This window comes from Novosphingobium sp. FW305-C-111 (assembly GCF_058783565.1).
The window spans coordinates 35,330-47,782 of the sequence record NZ_JBYSYP010000005.1; the positions used below are offsets into that span (position 1 = coordinate 35,330).

Sequence of the window (12,453 nt, forward strand, 5' to 3'; positions counted from 1 at the left end):
ATCCCACCGCCAGCCGGCCCATATGGAATGTGGCCGGAGTTTTTCGCTCCGGCCGCTTCCAAGCCGCATCCCTAGTTCGACTTCGGTGGCTGGCTAGCCTTGTTCGCCGCGTCGAACATCGGCCGGGTCGGCTCGACCATGCCTCTGGCCTGCTGCTTGCCGCTGGTTCGCCGCTCCATGTCCTCGACGGCGCGAACGAGATCGCTCATCTCCTTCTCGGTCGCATAGCCAAGCGCCTGGCCGAGGCGCAGTTGATCGCGCGCCCGAGCAAGAAGCGAGCCCAACCTGACGCTTTCAGCATCAGTCCGGTTGGACTTCTCCATCAACGTGCGGCCTTCTTCGATTGCGGACTGCGCTCGTGCAAGCGGCAGCGGCATGATCGTTCTCGTAACGACGAACGTGTTCAGTGCCGTCTCGAGCACCCGCTTCGCATCCTGGGGCTTGCCCTGATGCAGCAGTGCTGCCGCTTCTTTGAGAGCGGCGGGATATGTGCCGAGCGGCATGTTGGTGACGCTGAGCACGGTCTCGCTCGCCAACCCGTCCATCAAGCGCCTGGCTTCCTGCATGCGCCCCCGGTCGAATGCCGCCTTCGCCGCAGCGCGAATCCTCTCGACATCCTGCACCGTGCCGATGACGTCGTAGGTGATGACTGCATCGTCGATGGGAGCAAGCGCAAGATCGGGCGTCCGGGCCAAAACGATCTCGAGCTTGCCGGTCGCGCGCTCTAGCGCGGAGATTGCGTCAGCCGGCTTGTTCTGGTCGATCGCGCGAACGGCGTTGCGCGTTTCCCGGACGGCAGTCACAGCCTCCTCGATCAGCTTGCTCCGATCTGCCGTCGGCTGCTTGCTTGTCGGCTGTTGCTCTGGTTTGGATGACGGCGGGTTTGGTTGCGACTGTGGCTGGGCGGGATTTGCCGTTGGGGCTTTTTGTCCGGAGCCTGATTGGGCCGAAGCTGTCGACGATATTGTCGCGAGGCACGCCAGCGCGGTAGCGGAAAGCAGTTTAGCTATCATCTTCAACCTCCTCTCGTCGAAGCTCCTTGGAAGTCGGTGACGTGCCGAGCGGTGGGGCACGTCCACCTTCGCGAGGACTCGTTCTGGGGGCGATGGGATCAGCCCGAAGCTCACCGATCTTGATGAAGCGACGCAGCGGACCGACTTTCCATCTCAACCCGACTGACGATACGGGTATGCCCGCGTGTGGTTTGGCGCGCTGACATAGCTCAGTGTACAACAGTTCCCGCGGAGCTAGTGCAGAGCACATGCGTGCCGGCAGGAGGTGTGACATCATCTTGCTAGAATGCCGATCACTCCGACACGTCTACTGTCAGCGCGTTTGCCGACGGCGGTCGGCTGCGGATCGACGATGAGGCGCGGAATACAGGTGATGAATTATGGGGCCCGGATTGCGGCACCGGCGTTATGATCGGGTGGTCCGTTGAACTAAGGGAGTTGCCGGACGATATGGCACGATCGGTCGAAGAGATCCTGAGCCATGAGCAACTGATGGAACTGGAGGCCAATGGCTGGGTCATTGTGCATCGCGAACCGACGGAGGAAATGGCTCGGGCCTTTCTCGGCAGTTCGTTCGCCAAGCAGGTTCCATTTACGGAAGGCTACCACCGGGTCATTGCTGCGAGCATTCGCATCCGGACACAACGGATGCGTCGGCCTGATTAGTCTTCTACCCTGAAGGCGAAGGTATGCACTTTGCAGCATCAAACCGAGCGATACTCCGCCGCATCCAGATGAACATATTTGATGATTATTCGACGAAAGCGACGTCTGTTCCTATAACTCATTGATTTTGTTGGTAAGTAACCCCTCAGGGGAATCGAACCCGTGCTTCAGCCGTGAGAGTCATTGCTCGAGTTGGTCAAACGCTCCGCTATCTCTCAGCGCTTGAGCGATAGGACCTTTCCGCGATCGCGGTCACTGGAGCCGAAGTGCGCGTTCTCGGTGGAAGCTGAAATAGACGCCTGGATTCAAGAGGTCGTTCAGCTGTCTAAGACGAGTTCTGCCGGGCAGGGCGCTCCTGCGTCGATCGCGGCTCAATCTTCCCCTTCACAGTCCTAGCCTTGCGCGGTGCGCCCGTATCGTATTTGCGGACGACACCGGCGAGATGCTTCGCCCACGCATCGAGCGCAATGCGCTTCTCCGCTTTCCAATTGTGCCTCTGGTACACCCCCGCGATCCCGCCCTTGGCGCCGCTGATGTGATTGAGGACGGCCTCGGTCACTTCGAAGCGAACGCCCAGGCGCTGCAAGCCTGTTGCAACCGTGCGGCGGATGTCATGGAGCGTCCACCGCTCGGCAAGCTCGCGCTTCAACGTCTCGTTGAGTGACTTGCGAAACCTGGCTAGAGCTCTGCTGTGTCCGCTGGCGCCATTCTCCGGATTTCCCATCGCTGGAAACAGCTTCGGGCTATCGTCGCTTGCCGGGATGGCCTTAATGACGGCCAGCGCCTCGGCCGACAGCGGTACGATATGGGGAAGGCCATTCTTTGCTCTCTCGGCCGGAATGGTCCATTCTTTGGCCTTGATATCGATTTCGGATCTGTCGGCTTCAAAGACCTCGCTGCGCCGGGTCCCCGTCAGCATCAACAATTTGAGCGCCGGGCCCCAGGGCAGGGCCTCGCCGTCTGCTACCCTCCAGAGACCAGCTATTTCGGGATCGGTCAGCACGCGATCGCGCGCTACTGGCTTGGGTGGTCGACCGGCATCGCGGCAGGGATTGGCGGCGAGGTTGTCGAGCTGCGGTAGCGCCCAGCTGTAAAATGCCGACAGTTGGGCAAGGACGTTTCGCGCGCGCGTCGGGCGGGTCTCGGCAATCTCTGCGATGAAAGTGCTGATCTCACCACGGGTAATGCTGTCAGCGAAGCGGTCTCCAAGCCCCGGCAGGATGTACTTGTTGACGACGCTCTTGAGATCGTGAGCGGAGCGGAGCTTTTCCTTGCTGCGAAGATATGCAGGCATCATCGAACGGATCGTGCCAGCTTTCGTGCTGGAGACCCGGGCGGGGGCAGGCGCTGCCTTGCCCGCCTCGAGATCGCTTATCAGCGAGCGCGCTTTCTTGCGGGCATCGGCTAGCCCAAAGCGAGGGCCGTAGCGACCGACAGTGATATTGTGGATTCGTTCCCCGACGCGTTTGCGGAGAATGAACGTCTTTGCACCAGAAGCTCCGATCCGAACACGCAGTCCGGGGACGTCGCTGTCGCTGTGCTCGGCCTGGCCTTTCTCAGGCGCTTTGAGTCCCTGGAGTTTGGCATCGGTCAGCTTGGTTGCCATCGGTGAAATCCTTGCCCGGAGCTTCCGCCACCTGTTACCTTAGGTAACATTTGAGGGCAAATACTATCGAACATATGAAGAACATACCGGACTTTGGTAAGAGATAAACTATTGAAACATAGACATACACGGACGCATCCGGAAGCATCCAATATGGACTACGAATCTGAGGGTCGGACGTTCGAATCGTTCCGGGCGCGCCACATACCAAAAGAGGTCTCCTGCAAAGGGGGCCTCTTTTGGTATGTGGCCTCATCTGGCAACGAGCGCGCCAGGCGCGCTGCGCTTGCGCCGCCGGGCCAGCCATCGGCGCACCGGCATGTCGAACAACCGTGAGGCCAAAATTGCCGCAATCGTGATGGCCGCAACCTCGCCCAGCAGGAACAGGCGGGTGTGCGAGGGCCACTCGCCATGCCAGGCGGTGAACGTCACCAGCAGCGGCATGTGCAGGATGTAGACGGGATAGGACAGTTCAGCCCCGAGCTTCGCGACCGGAAGCGTGAACCGGCCTGGCTCGTTCTGCAACCCGGCCGCGACGATCGCCGGGAACAGGAGCACGACGCAGAGCAACTGGTACGCCAGCGTCCACCCGGCTCCGAGCGGGGGGACCAACGCGAGGCTCGCGATCAGGACCAGCGCCAGCACCCATGCCGGGATCTTGATCCTGGGTAACGCGCCCTCGATCCACAGGCGGTGGATCAGTGCGCCGATCAGGAACGGCGCGGCCATCCGCACCATGCCGAGCGGCAGGTCCGTCCATTTGAAGCCGACAGAGATGTCGCCGTGAACCAGGCCGACAACCAAGAGGCCGGCAACTGCGGACGCAGTAAGCCAAATCAGCCGGCGGCGGTCGAGGACCGGAACCAGCGCCGCGAAGACGAGGTTTCCGGCAACCTCGAAGAACAGCGACCACGAGGGCCCATTGATCAGGAACGGATCGTCGAACCAGGGAACCGGCAGAAGCGAGAGGGCCAGCGGCCACGCTGCGACGATCCCGGCTATATCATCAGCGCCTCGTCCTGCGGCGAGCGCCGCCAGCATCTGCGCAATCACGCCGAGGGTCGCACCGACAGCGACAAGCGGGCCAAGCCGCTCGGCGCGAAGCCGTGTGAAGGAGCGGAGAGACAACTGCCGCGCGGCCAGCCGCTTCCAGTAGGCATGGGCGATCACGAAGCCGCTCAGGACGAAGAAGAAGTCGACCGCGAGGTAGGCGAAGTGGAGCGCGCCGGGTGCGATCCACCAGCGCCGATGAAAGAACAGGACGGCGAAAGCCGCGACGCCGCGCAGACCGTCGAGCGTCACGAAGTGCGCTGCCGGCGCGGCCGTGCGGGCCGCGCCCGATTCGTCGTTCATCGATACCCCCATCCGCCAAGGTGTGATGCGAACCGCATCGCCATGTCGAGAGAGTATTGTCGGGACGTGTCGAGACTGGACAGGATTTGCCCCTACGGTTGCAATCTGCGGTAGCGGTGGTCATCGATGGCCGGTAAGCGCGGCAGGCGCACTGGTACGAGCGTGCCGCAAGGGGTCTGCATGTCTGCCATCGCCTGCCAGTTCCGGCGAATTACCGGGGTCAGCGCCCGGGCATGAGCGGACAGGGCCATCTCGTCATCAAGGGCGCTGCGTGGGTCGCGGCGACACGGATTCTTGTCGCGCTGACGGGTTTTGCGAGCACGCTCCTGCTCGCGAGGCTCCTGATGCCTGCCGACTTCGGCCTTGTCGCAATTGCGGTTGCGGTCAGTTCGATCCTTTCCGGCGTAACCGAGTTGTCGTTAGCCCAGGCCCTGATCCACAAGGCCGAACCGGACGACGAGGATTACCATACGACCTTCACGCTCAGCCTGCTCCGCGGCGCGGGATTGACGCTGATACTTTCCTTGGCCGCGTGGCCCGTGGCCTCGATTTACGGCGACCCGCGGCTCGTTCCGGTTCTGCTGGCGATAGCGGCCGGCACGCTGGTGACCGGGCTGTCGAACCCTCGCATGGTCGTGTTCAAGCGTAAACTCGACTTTCGACGGGAGTTCATCGTCGTCGTTTCGCAGAAGCTGGTGGGCGTCGTCGCGGCCGGCTTGGTCGCCTGGTACACTGGAAGCTACTGGGCGCTCGTGATCGGGTCGATTGCCACCGAAGTCTGGGGAGTCGCGCTCTCATATGTGCTTATCCGCTATAGTCCCCGCCTGACTCTGGCGCGTTGGCGCGGGCTGCTCGCCTATTCGGTCTGGCTCACTCTCTCCTTCCTTGTGCGAACGCTCAATTTCCGGATCGACACGCTTGCACTTGGCCTGTTTGCGCCGACCCGGACGGTCGGGCTGTTCACGATGGCAGACAACCTTTCCGGCCTCGCCACGCGCGAAACGATCGCCCCGATCGCTACCACCATGTTTCCCGCATTCGCCCGCATCGCCGACGAGCCGGACCGGCTGCGCGAGGCGTATCGACGGTCCAGCGGACTGCTGGCGGCGATTGCGCTCGTCGCGGGGTTCGGCCTGGCCGCGAGCGCGCAGGCCGTCATCCCCTTGCTGATCGGCGAGAAGTGGCTGGAAGCCGTGCCGATGATACGGCTGCTCGGCGTGTCCGTGGCGATCTCGTCGCTGGGCTGGTCGATGATTCCGCTGGGTTCCGCCGTGGGACGGACCCGTTCGGTGTTCATCTACGAGTTTTCCGGACTGGTCTGCCGCGTGGCCTGCCTTGCGGCGGGCGTTGCGATCGGGTTCGCCACTTCGATGGGGCCGGTCATGGGGCTGATCGCCGGGCGCTCGGTCGGACTGGTCGGCGGCATGCTGATCAATCTGCACCTCGTGCGCAGCATTCTGGGCGTGAGCGTCCTGCGCCAGCTTGGCGAAATCTGGCGCGTTGCAGCGGGTGCGGCAGCGATGCTCCCGATTTGCGCCATCGTGGCAGCGGGCTTCGTCCCCGCGCATGAATTCGCGGCGCACGCCGTGCAGGCGGCCGCTCTGGTTGCCACCGGGGGAGCGGTCTTCCTCGCTGTCACCGGATCGTTGTGGCTCTTTGCCGGGCGCCCTGCCGGGCCGGAGAGCGAGGCGGTGGCCATGCTGGCCAGGCTGCGCCGTCGTTAGCCGATGGCGGTGCCCCCGGCCGGCGCCTTGGTGAAAAACACCTCGGAATAAGCGCCATTGGTCTTCCGATCATCGGGGCCGTACAGCAACGTAAGCGGATCGCTGCGGGTCCACGGCAGCGCTTCTGCCGAATACCGCCCCGCCAAGGCCGTATCGGCAAAGCGGAAATGCCCGTTCCACAGCGCGAGAATCCCGCCGGGGCGCAACACTTCGTCGAGCATCGCCACGCCCTGTTCGAAGCGTGCGAACGGCAGGATGCCGGAACAGCTTTCCGGCTGATCGCGCTCCAGTTCGCCATGGCGGAACACGGCCAGTGCCAAGACCGCATCGAACGTCCCGTCGCGCGCCGGATTGACGGCGGGTGCGCAGCGGAAGCTGGTCAGCGGGTCAGGCTCTGCGATCAGCCGATCCTGCGCTGCGGCGATGGCGCGGGGGTTGATGTCGATGCCCACGATCTCGGCGCCGGGGATGACCCGCCGAAGGGAACGGACCTCCGATCCGTCCGCGCAGCCGAACGAGAGAATGCGGGGGCGCGGTAGGCCGGAGAGACGCTCGGCCAGTGCGGCGAAGAGATCGGGATAGCGATCCTCGGCGGTCGTGGGGAAGGGCTGGAACAGCGCGTCGCCCTGCCGCTCACGCAGGCGGGCGATCGTTCGCAGCTCCGGGTCCAGCCGCCGCCGCAGCCATCGGCCCGCAGCCATCATGCCCGGTATATGCCCGGCCATCCGGCGCAAGGGGTCGAGGCGATCACGCTCCATCACGATCGTCGTGGCGCTCCGCCGGGGCGGTGTAAAGTCTTCCTCGCGGAACAATGCGGGGCGAGCGGCATTTGGCTTTGCAATCGACACGGGGGCGTCCGATCATGCTATGGACCGGCCGCACCCTACCGCTTGGGGACGGATGACGGCGCTGCCACCAGAAGAACTGCCCGCCGACTCGCCCTCGGTCTGGCGCTACGCCCACGCCACCCGCGCCCACGCGGTGGTCGATGTCGCTCCGTACTTCGAGCTGATGCGCGATGCGATGCTCGGTGCGAAGCAACGTATCCTGCTGATCGGGTGGGATTTCGACACGCGGATCAAGCTCGGGCGAGGGCGGCGATGGTGGAACCTGCCACGCAAGGACGTTCCGCCGGCTCGGCTCGGCTCGTTCATAGTCTGGCTCGCCAACCGCAATCCGAACCTCGAGATTCGCGTGCTCAAGTGGAACTTCGGCGCGCTCAAGGCCTTCTTCCGCGGCTCGATGATGCTCGACCTGATACGCTGGTGGCGGCATCCCCAAATCGACTTCAAGCTCGACAGTGCCCACCCGCTGGGGTGCAGCCATCACCAGAAGATCGTGGTGATCGACGACAAGTTCGCGGTGTGCGGCGGGATCGACATGGCCGGTGACCGCTGGGACACGCGCGACCATATCGAGGACGATCCCCGGCGACGGCGACCGACCGGGCGGCTCTATGGCCCCTGGCACGACTGCACGATGATGCTGGAGGGCGAGGCGGCCAAGGCTCTCGGTGATTATGGCAGGACCCGCTGGGAGCAGGCCGGCGGCCAACACCTCGAGCCCTGCCGGCCGCAGGAGTCCAGTCCCTGGCCCGAGAAGCTGCGCGCCGAATACCGCGACGTGACTGTGGGCATCGCCCGTACCCGCTCGCAGTACAACGCCATCGGCGAGGTCCGCGAGGTCGAGGCGCTGTTCCTCGAGCAGATCGCCCGGGCCAAGCGGTTCATTTACGCCGAGAACCAGTACTTCGCCTCGCGCAAGATCGCCGAGGCCATCGCCCTGCGCATGGAAGAGCCGGACCCGCCCGAGGTGGTTCTTGTCAATCCGATCACCGCTGACGGCTGGCTTGAGCAGGCCGCGATGGACGGGGCCCGCATCCAGCTCGCCCGGGCGATCGGAGAGAAGGACCGTGCCGGGCGGTTCAACATCTACTATCCCAGGAATGCGGCCGGAACGCCCATCTACGTCCATTCCAAGCTGATGATCGTCGATGACGAGATCCTGCGGATTGGCTCGTCCAACATGAACAATCGCTCGCTGGGTCTCGACAGCGAGTGCGATGTGTTCATCGACTGCACCCGGCCCGGCAACGCGGAATGCGGATCGACGATCCGGCGACTTCGCCTGTCGCTCCTGGCCGAACACTGCGGGATCGGGGTCGAGGATGTCGAGGCCTTGATCGAACGGCAAGGCAGCATGTGCGGGATGATTGCCGCGGCGGACCAATCAGGGCGCCGCCTCGAAAGATTCCAGTTGCATGAATTGAGCGAAACCGAAAAGGCAATCGCCGACAACGCAGTTCTCGATCCGGAAGCGCCGGAGGAAATGCTGCGGTTCTACAGGCGGCGCGGGCTGTTCAGCAGCAGGATCCTGCGCCGACCGCGCTAGGGAGACACAGGGTATGAGCAGTCTGGTTGGCCCCGACGAGGATGTCGAGCGGGGCAAGGTTCCGGTACCCGACGATGTACAGGATGCGATCCGCACGCTGATCCGCTGGGCCGGCGACGAACCAACCCGCGAAGGCTTGCTCGATACGCCCAAGCGCGTGGCGCGGGCGTGGAAGGAATATTGCCTCGGCTACGGCGAGGACCCGGCCATCCACCTATCCCGCCAGTTCGAGGAAGTGGGCGGATACGACGAGCTTGTCCTGCTCAAGGACATTCCCTTCCAGTCGCACTGCGAGCATCACATGGCGCCGATCATCGGCAAGGCTGCGATCGCCTATATGCCGCGCAACAGCGTGGTCGGCATCTCCAAGCTGGCCCGCGTGCTCCACGGCTATGCCCGCCGCCTGCAGATCCAGGAGCGGCTGACCGCCGAGGTGGCGCAGTGCATCTGGGACAACCTCCAGCCGCACGGTGTTGCGGTGGTGATCGAGGCAAGCCACGCCTGCATGACCGCGCGCGGGGTTCGTACCCCGGGTGTCGGGATGGTGACGAGCCGGCTGCTCGGGTGCTTCCTGGACGATTCGCGCAGCCGCAAGGAAGTGATGAGCCTGATGGGCTACTGATCTCGCAAACGAACGGAGGCCAAGATGCCGGTACTGGGAATGGGGGGATATTTCTTCCGCGCGCAGGATCCTGCGGCGGTGAAGGCGTGGTACCAGAAGCACCTTGGTGTCGGAGGCGGCTACGGGGTCGATCCCGACACCGGCCAGAGCAACGAATGGGTCTGGTTTCAGCAGGCCGGGCCCACGGTGTTCGAACCGTTCAAGGCGGACAGCGACTACTTCGCGGCGGACCGCCAGGCGATGATCAACCTGCGGGTCAGTGACCTGGCCGGGCTGCTGGCGTCCTTGCGGGAAGCCGGCATCGCGATCGAGCGCGAGGAAACGATGGACGGAGTCGGGAGCTTTGCCCGGATCCACGATCCCGAAGGCAACCCGATCGAACTGTGGGAGCCGTCCTGACCCGGCAAGGTTACACAGGGTGACACTGTGTCACCCTGCATTCACCCAAGATATCAGCATCTTGCCCCGCCGGTGACGGGTTACACGGCCGCGAGAAAACACTTCGCGCGCCTGCCGAATGCACAGGGCCTTGATCAGGGCTTCACTGGGTCAAGGAGCGACCCCGTCGTGCCACGAACGGCATGATGTAGGACAGCGATATTGCGGGCTCAGACTGGCCAGCCGAAACGCCGGCCGGCGACCTGCATCAGCCAATACCCGAGCCAGCCGGTCACCGCAAAGGCGGCGAGCGATAGCGGAAACGCGGCTCCCTTGCGCAGCAGCGTGGCAATCACCACGAACGCAGGAAGCGAAGCGAGGACATAGAGCGTCGAGGACAGTGCGAAATCGGCCACGCGCGCGCCGTCGCCCGTGTCGCGCCACAGCCAGATGATCGCGAGCGTCGATACGAGAGGGAGGCTCGCGATCAGGCCGCCCCAGCCCGGGCTGCGCCGGGCGAGTTCTGAGGCAGCGGCGATGACGACGCCCGAAAGCGCCGCCTTGATCGCCAGCTGCCCCCAAATCATGCTCAGAGCTGGCCCAGCATGTGTTCGGCCGAGCTGACCTTGAAGTCACCGGGCGCCTCGACGTTGAGCTGCTCGACCTTGCCGTCGTTGACGATCATCGAGAAACGCTGGCCGCGCTTGCCCAGGCCGAAACCGGAGCCGTCCATCGTCAGGCCCAGCGCTTCGGCGAAGTCGCCGTTGCCGTCGGCCAGCATGGTCACATCCGGCGACCCGGTGGCCTTGCCCCACGCGCCCATCACGAACGGATCGTTGACCGCGGTGCAGACGATCTCGTCGACGCCCTTGGCCTTCAGTTCGGCGGCCTTCTCGACAAAACCCGGCAAGTGCTTGGCCGAGCAGGTCGGGGTAAACGCACCGGGGACCGAGAAGAGGGCAACCTTCTTGCCCTTGAAGTAATCCGCCGCCTGGACCGCTTCGGGTCCCTGGTCGGTGGCCTTGACCAGCTTCACATCGGGGAGGGCATCGCCAACGCCAATCGTCATGGGGCATTCCTTTCCTGGGTAAACTCGCCTGCGGATATAGGCACGCGGGGAAGGGGTGCAACCGGCATCTGCAGCGCCCTGTCGCAAGCCATATAAAGTTTTCTTTATATTTGCCTTGGCGACGGCGAGCGGGTAAGGCCGCGCCATTCGCGCGTGGCAGCCCCGCGCCGTCCGATCATCAGGAGATTGCCTCGTGGCCACCGCGCTCGACGCCCAGAAGGATTACGTTGTCGCCGATCTCAGCCTGGCCGATTTCGGCCGCGCCGAGATCCGCATCGCTGAAACCGAAATGCCCGGCCTGATGGCCCTGCGCGAGGAATTCGGCGCGTCGCAGCCGCTCAAGGGTGCGCGGATCACCGGTTCGCTGCACATGACGATCCAGACCGCGGTGCTGATCGAGACGCTGGTCGCGCTGGGCGCCGAAGTCCGCTGGGCGACCTGCAACATCTATTCGACGCAGGACCATGCCGCCGCCGCGATCGCCGCGGCCGGGATCCCGGTGTTCGCGATCAAGGGCGAGAGCCTGGCCGATTACTGGGACTATGTCGGCTCGATCTTCGACTGGGACGATGGCACCGGCCGCACCGCCAACATGATCCTCGACGACGGCGGCGACGCCACCATGTTCGCGCTGTGGGGCGCGCGGGTCGAGGCGGGTGAGCCGCTGTTCGAGCCCTCGAATGCCGAGGAGATCGAGTTCGTCCGCGCATTGAAGGCGTTTCTCAAGCGCAAGCCCGGCTACCTTTCGGCTTCGGTTGCGCACATCAAGGGCGTCTCGGAAGAGACCACGACGGGCGTCCACCGGCTCTACCAGATCGCCAAGGACGGCAAGCTGCCGTTCCCCGCGATCAACGTAAACGACAGCGTCACCAAGTCGAAGTTCGACAACCTCTATGGCTGCAAGGAAAGCCTCGTCGACGCGATCCGCCGCGCCACTGACGTGATGCTCGCCGGCAAGGTCGCCTGCGTCGCCGGGTTCGGCGACGTCGGCAAGGGCTCGGCCGCCTCGCTCCGCCAGGGCGGCGCGCGCGTCATGGTCACCGAAGTCGACCCGATCTGCGCGCTGCAGGCGGCGATGGAAGGCTATGAGGTCGTGACGATGGAAGAGGCGGTCACCCGCTGCGACATCTTCGTCACCGCCACCGGCAACGAGGACGTCATCACCGCCGAGCACATGAAGGCGATGAAGCCGATGAGCATCGTCTGCAACATCGGCCACTTCGACAGCGAGATCCAGATCTCGGCGCTTTCGAACTACAAGTGGACGGAGATCAAGCCGGGCACCGACCTCGTCGAGTTCCCCGACGGCAAGCAGATCCTGATCCTCGCCAAGGGCCGCCTGGTCAATCTCGGCTGCGCCACCGGCCACCCGAGCTTCGTGATGAGCAGCAGCTTCACCAACCAGACGCTGGCCCAGATCGAGCTGTTCACCAAGAACGACAGTTACGAGAACCGCGTCTACGTGCTGCCCAAGCACCTCGACGAAAAGGTCGCGGCGCTGCACCTCGACAAGCTGGGCGTGAAGCTGACGAAGCTGTCCGACAAGCAGGCAGCCTACATCGGCGTCTCCGCCGAAGGGCCGTTCAAGCCGGAGCACTATCGCTACTAATTAGCGATAGTGCGGCGCCCCC

At 64.0% G+C, this 12,453-nt stretch carries 13 protein-coding genes; 7 read left to right on the top strand and 6 right to left on the bottom strand.

What is annotated here, in order from left to right:
* Positions 1–71: 71 nt before the first annotated feature.
* Positions 72–1,013, bottom strand: coding sequence for a YfdX family protein (locus tag AC3WLD_RS07290; protein ID WP_492556284.1), 942 nt, complete (start codon positions 1,011–1,013; stop codon positions 72–74).
* Positions 1,014–1,451: 438 nt separating this feature from the next.
* On the opposite strand from AC3WLD_RS07290, the gene AC3WLD_RS07295 reads away from it, so the two are divergent.
* Together AC3WLD_RS07295 and AC3WLD_RS07300 are read left to right on the top strand one after the other, a co-directional pair.
* Positions 1,452–1,679 (top strand): hypothetical protein, encoded by a 228-nt coding sequence (locus AC3WLD_RS07295; RefSeq protein WP_492556285.1) that lies wholly within the window; start codon positions 1,452–1,454, stop codon positions 1,677–1,679.
* 222 nt (positions 1,680–1,901) lie between these two features.
* Positions 1,902–2,075, top strand: a complete 174-nt coding sequence (locus tag AC3WLD_RS07300; protein WP_492556286.1) for an AlpA family phage regulatory protein — start codon at positions 1,902–1,904, stop codon at positions 2,073–2,075.
* On the opposite strand, the gene AC3WLD_RS07305 is transcribed toward AC3WLD_RS07300, so the two are convergent.
* Both AC3WLD_RS07305 and AC3WLD_RS07310 read right to left on the bottom strand, forming a co-directional pair.
* The gene (locus AC3WLD_RS07305; RefSeq protein ID WP_492556287.1) at positions 2,005–3,285 is read right to left on the bottom strand and encodes a tyrosine-type recombinase/integrase; all 1,281 of its coding nucleotides are present in this window, start codon (positions 3,283–3,285) and stop codon (positions 2,005–2,007) included. The genes AC3WLD_RS07300 and AC3WLD_RS07305 overlap by 71 nt on opposite strands.
* Positions 3,286–3,537: 252 nt before the next feature.
* Positions 3,538–4,638, bottom strand: a complete 1,101-nt coding sequence (locus tag AC3WLD_RS07310; protein ID WP_492556288.1) for an acyltransferase family protein — start codon at positions 4,636–4,638, stop codon at positions 3,538–3,540.
* A 233-nt stretch (positions 4,639–4,871) separates the two neighbouring features.
* On the opposite strand from AC3WLD_RS07310, the gene AC3WLD_RS07315 reads away from it, so the two are divergent.
* A complete protein-coding gene (locus tag AC3WLD_RS07315; RefSeq protein ID WP_492556289.1) occupies positions 4,872–6,362 on the top strand; it encodes a lipopolysaccharide biosynthesis protein in 1,491 nt (496 codons plus the stop codon).
* On the opposite strand, the gene AC3WLD_RS07320 is transcribed toward AC3WLD_RS07315, so the two are convergent.
* Positions 6,359–7,120, bottom strand: a complete 762-nt coding sequence (locus tag AC3WLD_RS07320) for a class I SAM-dependent methyltransferase (RefSeq protein ID WP_492556290.1) — start codon at positions 7,118–7,120, stop codon at positions 6,359–6,361. The two genes, AC3WLD_RS07315 and AC3WLD_RS07320, sit on opposite strands and share 4 nt — an antisense overlap.
* 109 nt (positions 7,121–7,229) lie before the next feature.
* Between AC3WLD_RS07320 and AC3WLD_RS07325 the strand changes: the two genes are divergently transcribed.
* The 3 genes from AC3WLD_RS07325 to AC3WLD_RS07335 are packed head-to-tail and all read left to right on the top strand — an operon-like array spanning position 7,230 to position 9,774.
* On the top strand, positions 7,230–8,753 hold the full coding sequence (locus AC3WLD_RS07325) for a phospholipase D-like domain-containing protein (protein ID WP_492556291.1): 1,524 nt from the start codon (positions 7,230–7,232) through the stop codon (positions 8,751–8,753).
* A 13-nt stretch (positions 8,754–8,766) separates the two neighbouring features.
* Positions 8,767–9,375, top strand: coding sequence for a GTP cyclohydrolase I FolE (folE, locus tag AC3WLD_RS07330; RefSeq protein WP_492556292.1), 609 nt, complete (start codon positions 8,767–8,769; stop codon positions 9,373–9,375).
* A gap of 24 nt (positions 9,376–9,399) precedes the next feature.
* Positions 9,400–9,774: a VOC family protein gene (locus AC3WLD_RS07335; RefSeq protein ID WP_492556293.1), complete on the top strand. Its 375-nt coding sequence runs from the start codon at positions 9,400–9,402 to the stop codon at positions 9,772–9,774.
* A gap of 209 nt (positions 9,775–9,983) precedes the next feature.
* On the opposite strand, the gene AC3WLD_RS07340 is transcribed toward AC3WLD_RS07335, so the two are convergent.
* Both AC3WLD_RS07340 and AC3WLD_RS07345 read right to left on the bottom strand, forming a co-directional pair.
* Complete coding sequence (locus AC3WLD_RS07340; protein ID WP_492556294.1) at positions 9,984–10,340, bottom strand: DUF3147 family protein; 357 nt, start codon at positions 10,338–10,340, stop codon at positions 9,984–9,986.
* A gap of 2 nt (positions 10,341–10,342) precedes the next feature.
* Positions 10,343–10,822, bottom strand: coding sequence for a peroxiredoxin (locus AC3WLD_RS07345; RefSeq protein ID WP_492556295.1), 480 nt, complete (start codon positions 10,820–10,822; stop codon positions 10,343–10,345).
* A gap of 193 nt (positions 10,823–11,015) precedes the next feature.
* Between AC3WLD_RS07345 and ahcY the strand changes: the two genes are divergently transcribed.
* Positions 11,016–12,431 (top strand): adenosylhomocysteinase, encoded by a 1,416-nt coding sequence (gene ahcY / locus AC3WLD_RS07350; RefSeq protein ID WP_492556296.1) that lies wholly within the window; start codon positions 11,016–11,018, stop codon positions 12,429–12,431.
* The last annotated feature ends 22 nt before the right edge of the window (positions 12,432–12,453 follow it).

Excerpts from the sequence above, each read along its gene's own strand:
- AC3WLD_RS07340 (WP_492556294.1), bottom strand. The coding sequence starts at position 10,340 with ATGATTTGGGGGCAGCTGGCGATCAAGGCGGCGCTTTCGGGCGTCGTC.
- AC3WLD_RS07345 (WP_492556295.1), bottom strand. The coding sequence starts at position 10,822 with ATGACGATTGGCGTTGGCGATGCCCTCCCCGATGTGAAGCTGGTCAAG.
- folE (WP_492556292.1), top strand. The coding sequence starts at position 8,767 with ATGAGCAGTCTGGTTGGCCCCGACGAGGATGTCGAGCGGGGCAAGGTT.
- AC3WLD_RS07335 (WP_492556293.1), top strand. The coding sequence starts at position 9,400 with ATGCCGGTACTGGGAATGGGGGGATATTTCTTCCGCGCGCAGGATCCT.
- AC3WLD_RS07325 (WP_492556291.1), top strand. The coding sequence starts at position 7,230 with ATGGACCGGCCGCACCCTACCGCTTGGGGACGGATGACGGCGCTGCCA.
- AC3WLD_RS07315 (WP_492556289.1), top strand. The coding sequence starts at position 4,872 with ATGAGCGGACAGGGCCATCTCGTCATCAAGGGCGCTGCGTGGGTCGCG.
- AC3WLD_RS07310 (WP_492556288.1), bottom strand. The coding sequence starts at position 4,638 with ATGAACGACGAATCGGGCGCGGCCCGCACGGCCGCGCCGGCAGCGCAC.
- AC3WLD_RS07290 (WP_492556284.1), bottom strand. The coding sequence starts at position 1,013 with ATGATAGCTAAACTGCTTTCCGCTACCGCGCTGGCGTGCCTCGCGACA.
- AC3WLD_RS07320 (WP_492556290.1), bottom strand. The coding sequence starts at position 7,120 with ATGGAGCGTGATCGCCTCGACCCCTTGCGCCGGATGGCCGGGCATATA.
- AC3WLD_RS07305 (WP_492556287.1), bottom strand. The coding sequence starts at position 3,285 with ATGGCAACCAAGCTGACCGATGCCAAACTCCAGGGACTCAAAGCGCCT.